The organism is Microcystis sp. LEGE 08355 (assembly GCF_015207185.1).
GTDB classification, from domain to species: Bacteria; Cyanobacteriota; Cyanobacteriia; order Cyanobacteriales; family Microcystaceae; genus Microcystis; species Microcystis panniformis.
Window position 1 is genome coordinate 1 of the sequence record NZ_JADEXI010000310.1, and the last position, 5,600, is coordinate 5,600.

7 protein-coding genes and 2 pseudogenes are annotated in these 5,600 nt (G+C 42.1%); 5 read left to right on the forward strand and 4 right to left on the reverse strand.

Annotated elements, in window-relative coordinates; all coding sequences use genetic code 11:
• Positions 1 to 139: 139 nt before the first annotated feature.
• Together IQ242_RS26270 and IQ242_RS15485 are read left to right on the forward strand one after the other, a co-directional pair.
• Positions 140 to 302 (forward strand): annotated as a pseudogene (locus tag IQ242_RS26270) (ISNCY family transposase); the annotation flags it as partial.
• Positions 303 to 355: 53 nt separating this feature from the next.
• A complete protein-coding gene (locus IQ242_RS15485; protein WP_193960575.1) occupies positions 356 to 1,309 on the forward strand; it encodes an ABC transporter ATP-binding protein in 954 nt (317 codons plus the stop codon).
• A gap of 21 nt (positions 1,310 to 1,330) precedes the next feature.
• On the opposite strand, the gene IQ242_RS15490 is transcribed toward IQ242_RS15485, so the two are convergent.
• Entirely contained in the window at positions 1,331 to 2,083 is a 753-nt protein-coding gene (locus IQ242_RS15490) for a tetratricopeptide repeat protein (protein ID WP_193960576.1), read from the reverse strand.
• Positions 2,084 to 2,127: 44 nt separating this feature from the next.
• Between IQ242_RS15490 and nblB the strand changes: the two genes are divergently transcribed.
• The 3 genes from nblB (at position 2,128) to IQ242_RS15505 (ending at position 4,100) form a co-directional block, all read left to right on the forward strand.
• Complete coding sequence (gene nblB, locus IQ242_RS15495) at positions 2,128 to 2,793, forward strand: phycobilisome degradation protein NblB (RefSeq protein ID WP_193960577.1); 666 nt, start codon at positions 2,128 to 2,130, stop codon at positions 2,791 to 2,793.
• 73 nt (positions 2,794 to 2,866) lie between these two features.
• Entirely contained in the window at positions 2,867 to 3,958 is a 1,092-nt protein-coding gene (locus IQ242_RS15500; RefSeq protein ID WP_193960578.1) for a tetratricopeptide repeat protein, read from the forward strand.
• Complete coding sequence (locus tag IQ242_RS15505; protein WP_193960579.1) at positions 3,951 to 4,100, forward strand: hypothetical protein; 150 nt, start codon at positions 3,951 to 3,953, stop codon at positions 4,098 to 4,100. Before IQ242_RS15500 ends, IQ242_RS15505 begins: the two co-directional genes overlap by 8 nt.
• Before the next feature lie 176 nt (positions 4,101 to 4,276).
• Here the strand turns inward: IQ242_RS15505 and IQ242_RS15510 are convergent, their stop codons facing one another.
• The 3 genes and pseudogenes from IQ242_RS15510 to IQ242_RS27200 form a co-directional block, all read right to left on the reverse strand.
• Entirely contained in the window at positions 4,277 to 4,750 is a 474-nt protein-coding gene (locus IQ242_RS15510) for a DUF29 domain-containing protein (RefSeq protein ID WP_193960580.1), read from the reverse strand.
• 177 nt (positions 4,751 to 4,927) lie between these two features.
• Positions 4,928 to 5,329 carry a PEP-CTERM sorting domain-containing protein gene (locus IQ242_RS26895; RefSeq protein ID WP_305070281.1) on the reverse strand — a complete coding sequence of 134 codons (402 nt, stop codon included), beginning with the start codon at positions 5,327 to 5,329 and terminating at the stop codon, positions 4,928 to 4,930.
• A 3-nt stretch (positions 5,330 to 5,332) separates the two neighbouring features.
• Positions 5,333 to 5,476: pseudogene (locus IQ242_RS27200) on the reverse strand (PEP-CTERM sorting domain-containing protein); the annotation flags it as partial.
• Between the last annotated feature and the right edge of the window lie 124 nt (positions 5,477 to 5,600).

Below are 5,600 nucleotides of genomic sequence, written 5' to 3' on the forward strand. Positions count from 1 at the left end.
GTGTAGGGAGAATAAATAAAATAATCTCCTATCTCCTGACTCCTGACTCCTGACTCCTCAAAACCTAAGACTCTGTACCTCACAACTATGGAAATTGCTATAATCGGCTCACATCAGACTTTAAACCTCTAGCTTGATGATGAGTTTTCTGATCAATATCTTTTTGTGGTTCGTGTTAGACTTACTCAAATATCAGTCTAACACAGAACAAAATCACCTCTTCGCCTGTATTGCCTTGTCCTAGTTGTGGTTCTCACCATACCATCAAGAGTGGTTCTATTGATAAGGGGAAACCCAAACGTTAATGTTAAGAATGTGGTGGCCAGTTTGTCAGCAATCCCACTACTAAAACTTTATGAACACACCCGAATTAGCCATTGCTACCGTTGGTTTAACCAAACAATTTGACCGCCATGGGGCTGTTAATCAAGTGGATTTACAGATTGAAGCGGGGGAAGTTTACGGGTTAATCGGTCCAAATGGAGCAGGAAAAACCACTTTAATTAGGATGTTAGCGGCAGCGGAAGAACCGACAACGGGAGAAATATATCTGCACGGAGAACGTCTTTTAAGAGATGAGAGTAATCCCCGTCTGAAAAGAAATTTAGGTTATCTACCCGATAATTTTCCCCTCTACGATGACCTAAATGTCTGGAATTATCTGGATTATTTTGCCCGTCTTTATCATATCCCTCGCTCCCAACGTCATCGCCGAATTTATGAGGTTCTAGAACTGGTACAATTAACCAATAAAAGCCATAATTTGATCGCTACTTTATCCCGGGGGATGAAACAACGTTTAAGTTTAGCCCGAACGATTATCCATGAACCTTTAATTTTACTTCTCGATGAACCGGTTTCTGGATTAGACCCGATCGCTCGCCTACAATTTCGTGAGATTATTAAAGTCTTACAATCGGCAGGTATGACTATTTTAATTTCTTCCCATGTCCTTAGTGATTTAGCGGAACTTTGTAGTTCTGTGGGTATAATGGAATTAGGTTATCTAGTGGAAAGTACCTCTTTAGAGGAATTAAATCAACGTCTAGCCGGTCAATACTTGCAGATCACGACTCTAGGCAATTTAGAAGCCTTAGAAACCGCTCTTAAACAATGTGTTTTTGTGGAAAGTTGGCTAAGAATTATTAATACTAATACTCTCCGGGTTAAATTTACGGGAACCCTAGAAGATAGTGCCGAATTGTTGAAATCTTTAGTAGTTTCTGGTCTGACCTTAAGCGAGTTTTATACTTGCTGCGAAGATTTAGAAACTATTTTCCTAAAACTGGGACATCGACAGGCATCTTAAGGGGAAATAATAACTTTCAATCTAACTAGATAGTAACTTTTCGACTAATTTAATTTGCTCCTGACTAAAACCCGCTTCCTTCAGGTGTGCCAGAAACCATTTTTGTCGATAACGAACGTCTAAATCCCTAGCCTTTCTATAGGTATCCTGCGCTTTTTTACTATCACCTTGATCTAAATAAATCATTGCCAAAGCCACAAGAGGATGGGGATTATTTGGCTCTAATTTAACTGCTTTTTTAGCGTTATTAATAGCTGAATCAAAATCTTTTAGGCGATGATAGGCGAGGGATAAATTATAGTAGGCGATTTCATTATCGGGTTTTAAATTAGCGGCTTTAGTATGAGTGACCACAGCTTTTTCAAGATGACCAACGACAAGATAAACAATACCCAAAGCATTATAAGCAGCCACATGATCGGGAGCAATTTTAATCGTTTCCTCTAGGGTTGTTTGTGCCGCTAAAGGTTGTTTAGCGAGGTGTTGTGTCCAACCTAAAATTACTCTCCCGTCTAGATGATTGGGGTTTAACTGTACCGATTTTTTTAAAGCTTCAATACTTTTGACAAAATCTCCCTGTTGACGATACTGTAATCCCAATTGACGATAACGATTAGCAGCTTTAATGTCTGATGCGGAAATAATCGGACTGGGAGAAGGAGAAATGATTATCTTAGCCGTCGGTTCTTTTTTAATAGGAGAGGGAGGACTACAGCCCCAAAAAACCGGGGAACTAAACATGATCAAGATAGTCAGGATTCGATAACTATTCATGGGACAATTAATACCAGTCCAATTGTTAAGGGTGTCATCAAATTATGAATTATTCCCCCGAATCCGTGCAACGGCTGCTCGATTCCAATGATTATGGCGATCGCTTATCGGGAGTTAACCAACTGCGTTATTTAGCCCCAGAAATCGCCTTCGAGATGTTACAGCCTTTAATTAACGATAGTAACGCTAGGGTGCGTTATTCGGCGGTAAGTCAGCTAGATATCCTCGGTCGTCAGAATCTCGATCTGGCCTTAACTATTCTACGCGATCGTTTGTTAAATGATCCCGAAGCAGACGTGAAAGCAGCCGCGGCCGATGCGATCGGGGGGTTAAAATTAACGGCAGCCTACGATGATCTGGTGGCTGTCTATCAACAATCCAGCGACTGGTTAATTCAATTTAGCATTGTGGCCGCTTTGGGCGAATTGGGGGAACCCCGGGGCTTTGAACTGCTGGAAATCGCCCTTAACTCCGATAATGAATTGGTAAAAACGGCCGCCGTTAGTGCTTTTGGGGAACTAGGCGACCCTCGCGCCGTCTCTTTACTCGTTCCCTTGGCTAATGATGATGACTGGCAACTGCGCTATCGTCTCGCTCAAGCTTTAGGCCGCTTAGGGGGGCAAGATGCGATCGCTGTTTTGACCCAGTTAACCAGCGACAAGAGCGCCCAAGTCGCCCAAGAAGCCCGCAATAATCTTGTCCAAGGGTGATGCAGAATAGTTGATTTTTGTCAATACTATTTACAACAAACTTTAATTAAGAATCGTTAACAAAGGTAAAGCGATGAAACAATTTACCCGTTTAATCTTGCTCGTCGGTCTTCTCGCGGGGGGCTGTTTCTCCCCCTCAATTGCGATCGCTGATAATCCGGCGGGGGCAATCGTGAGCAAGGATTCACAGGTTAACGAACTACTGCGTCAAGCGCGGCAATTGGTCAAAAATGGCAATTATGGGGAAGCTATAGCCGTTTACGAGCGGGCTGCCGCCCTTGATGGCAATAATGCCAGAATTTTCTCCGGGATTGGCTTTTTACAAACGCGGCAAGGGGATTATAACGCCGCCGCCCAAGCATACCAAAAAGCTTTAAGTCTCGATCCGAGTAATCCTGACTTTTTCCATGCTCTCGGTTATAGTTTGGCTAATATCGGCGATTATGAGAATGCAGCCACCGCTTACTACTACGCTATCCAAATAGAACCGAAAAACGTCCAACACTACCTTGGTTTAGGGGTGGTATTATTACGGCAAAAAAACTATGCTAAAGCGGGCGAAGTTTACCAATGGGTTTTAGCTCTCGACCCCAATAATCAGCAAGCCCACGAAATCATGGGCAAAGCCTTGATTGAACAGAATAAAAGCAGCGAAGCCCTCGATTTTCTCCAAAAATCCCTGCAAAGATTCCCTAACAATAGTGAATTAAGATTGCAACTAGCCAGCCTTTTGCTTAAACAGGGCGATTTAAATGGCGGAACCCAAATTTTAAAAGAAATAGAGCGACAAAGTGCTGGAAATTTTTTAATTCAGCTAAAAATAGGGATTTTACTTGAAAAACAAGAGCGTTTTGACGAGGCTCTTCCCTTTTATCGTCGGGCTGTTTTCCTACAACCCCAATCTTTGGAAGCACAAGCGGGAATCGGTCGCATCCATCTGGCCAGAAAAGATTATCTTGCAGCAATTATCGCCTATCAAGATTTGGCCAAAATTGCCCCCAATAACGCCGATGTCTATCTTAATCTCGGTCGGGCCTACGCGGGCCGGGGACGAAAAAGAGAGGCAGCGGAAGCTTTTCAGCAAGCGCGAGCGGTTTATGTGCTGAAAAATAATCAATCCGGCCTGGAGGAAGTGGATGCCCTGCTGAAGAAATTGGTTGAGTAAAACTAGATCAGTTATCAGTTATCAGTTATCAGTTATCAGTTATCAGTTATCAGTTATCAGTTATCAGTTATCAGTTATCAGTTATCAGTTATCAGTTATCAGTTATCAGTTATCAGTTATCAGTTATCAGTTATCATACTAAATCCAGTTATTAAAAACTGATTATCTATTCCCTCTTTTGCCTTTTGCCTCTTGCATGAGTGCCTGTCCTCATAAGTATCCTATACTCAACGGATTTAGTATCGGTTATCAGATTTGAGTTTTCAGTTCACTGATGACTGTTTAGCGATTTAAGGAGTGATTTAGATAGTCAATAGTTTATTCCCAATCGATCGGCAGCCATTGATTATCTAAAACCTGTTCGAGATTAAAAATTATCTGACTGGGTAAACCGCCAGGGGATAAACCCATTTTTTTCCGGACGGCCTCTAAAGCTGTATGGTAGGATGGCTCAAAAATCTCCCGAAGATAGGGCTTTAAACTAGGGCTATCCTCCAGTAAATCTTGAATTTCTGCCCGAAAATTATTGATTTCTCCATTCCAATGATTGCCATTCCGGTCTCTTTCCGATTGCCAGTAAGTTAATTTGAGTAAATGTTCTAGGAGACGAGTTAAAAGACTTTTGAGCGCGTGTCTTTCACTTCTCCCCATCGATTCAATCTCCTCAATTAAGTTGTCTAAATCCACCTCGGCAAACTGGCCTTTTTTTAATTGTTCTGCCGTGGTTTTTAGCCAGAGATAAAAATCTTCTTCGTATAATGTTAGGGTCGCTGTTTCTGTCGATCTAGTCATGACGGAACTGCCACAGATGAAAAGTAATCGGGATTCTATATTATACAATTTTCAGACTGGTGAGGTACAAAGTCTCTCAAGGCTGAGGACTGACGTTCAAAAAGATCGCACTGCATTGATTGAGTGCGATCGCTTTTAGTGTTCGATTTTTAGGTAGCGAATTTCTGAGTCAGATTCCTACTTTAATAATTTGCGCGTCAAAGCCGAACCTGCACCCAAAACACCGATGGCAAGTAAGCCTAAGACGGAAGCTGGCTCAGGAACACGCCCTGTATCAGGACGCTGAAGGTAATCTACAGAAAGATACTCAATCAAGAAGGTGTCCCCTGGTGTCTTGGGAATCAAGTTGATAGTCGATTTCAGTGTCCCTAGTACCCCATCATAAACTCCAATTGATGAGTTATAGACATTTGAGACGTAAAAATCGGTACCATCGTAGGCAATACCAGTTGCAGCAGCTGGAGCAGTAATGAAAGCTGCTTGCAGGAGATTGCCATTAGTATCGTAAATATCATAGACACCGCAGGCATCGCAGCGGTTGCTAATTAGTTTGCCATTGAAGTACTCCAGACCATCCATATAGTCGGCGAGTAGTATGGGTAAACGTGGCACTATGCCATAGTCAATAATTTTTTCCGTGGTTGGCTGCAGTTGAATTTTGGCTAAACAATGAAACCAAATTTGACTAACTAAAACTATTAAGGCCCCCCATCCTATCCACAGGGCTCTTCTCGACTTTGTGTGATAATTTTGGCTTATGGAATCCTGAAGTGCTTATTGGGCAAAACTTTTAGGACTATTTTGCGGAATAAACTATCAGTATAGACCTACTTTCCACACAGAAACCAGA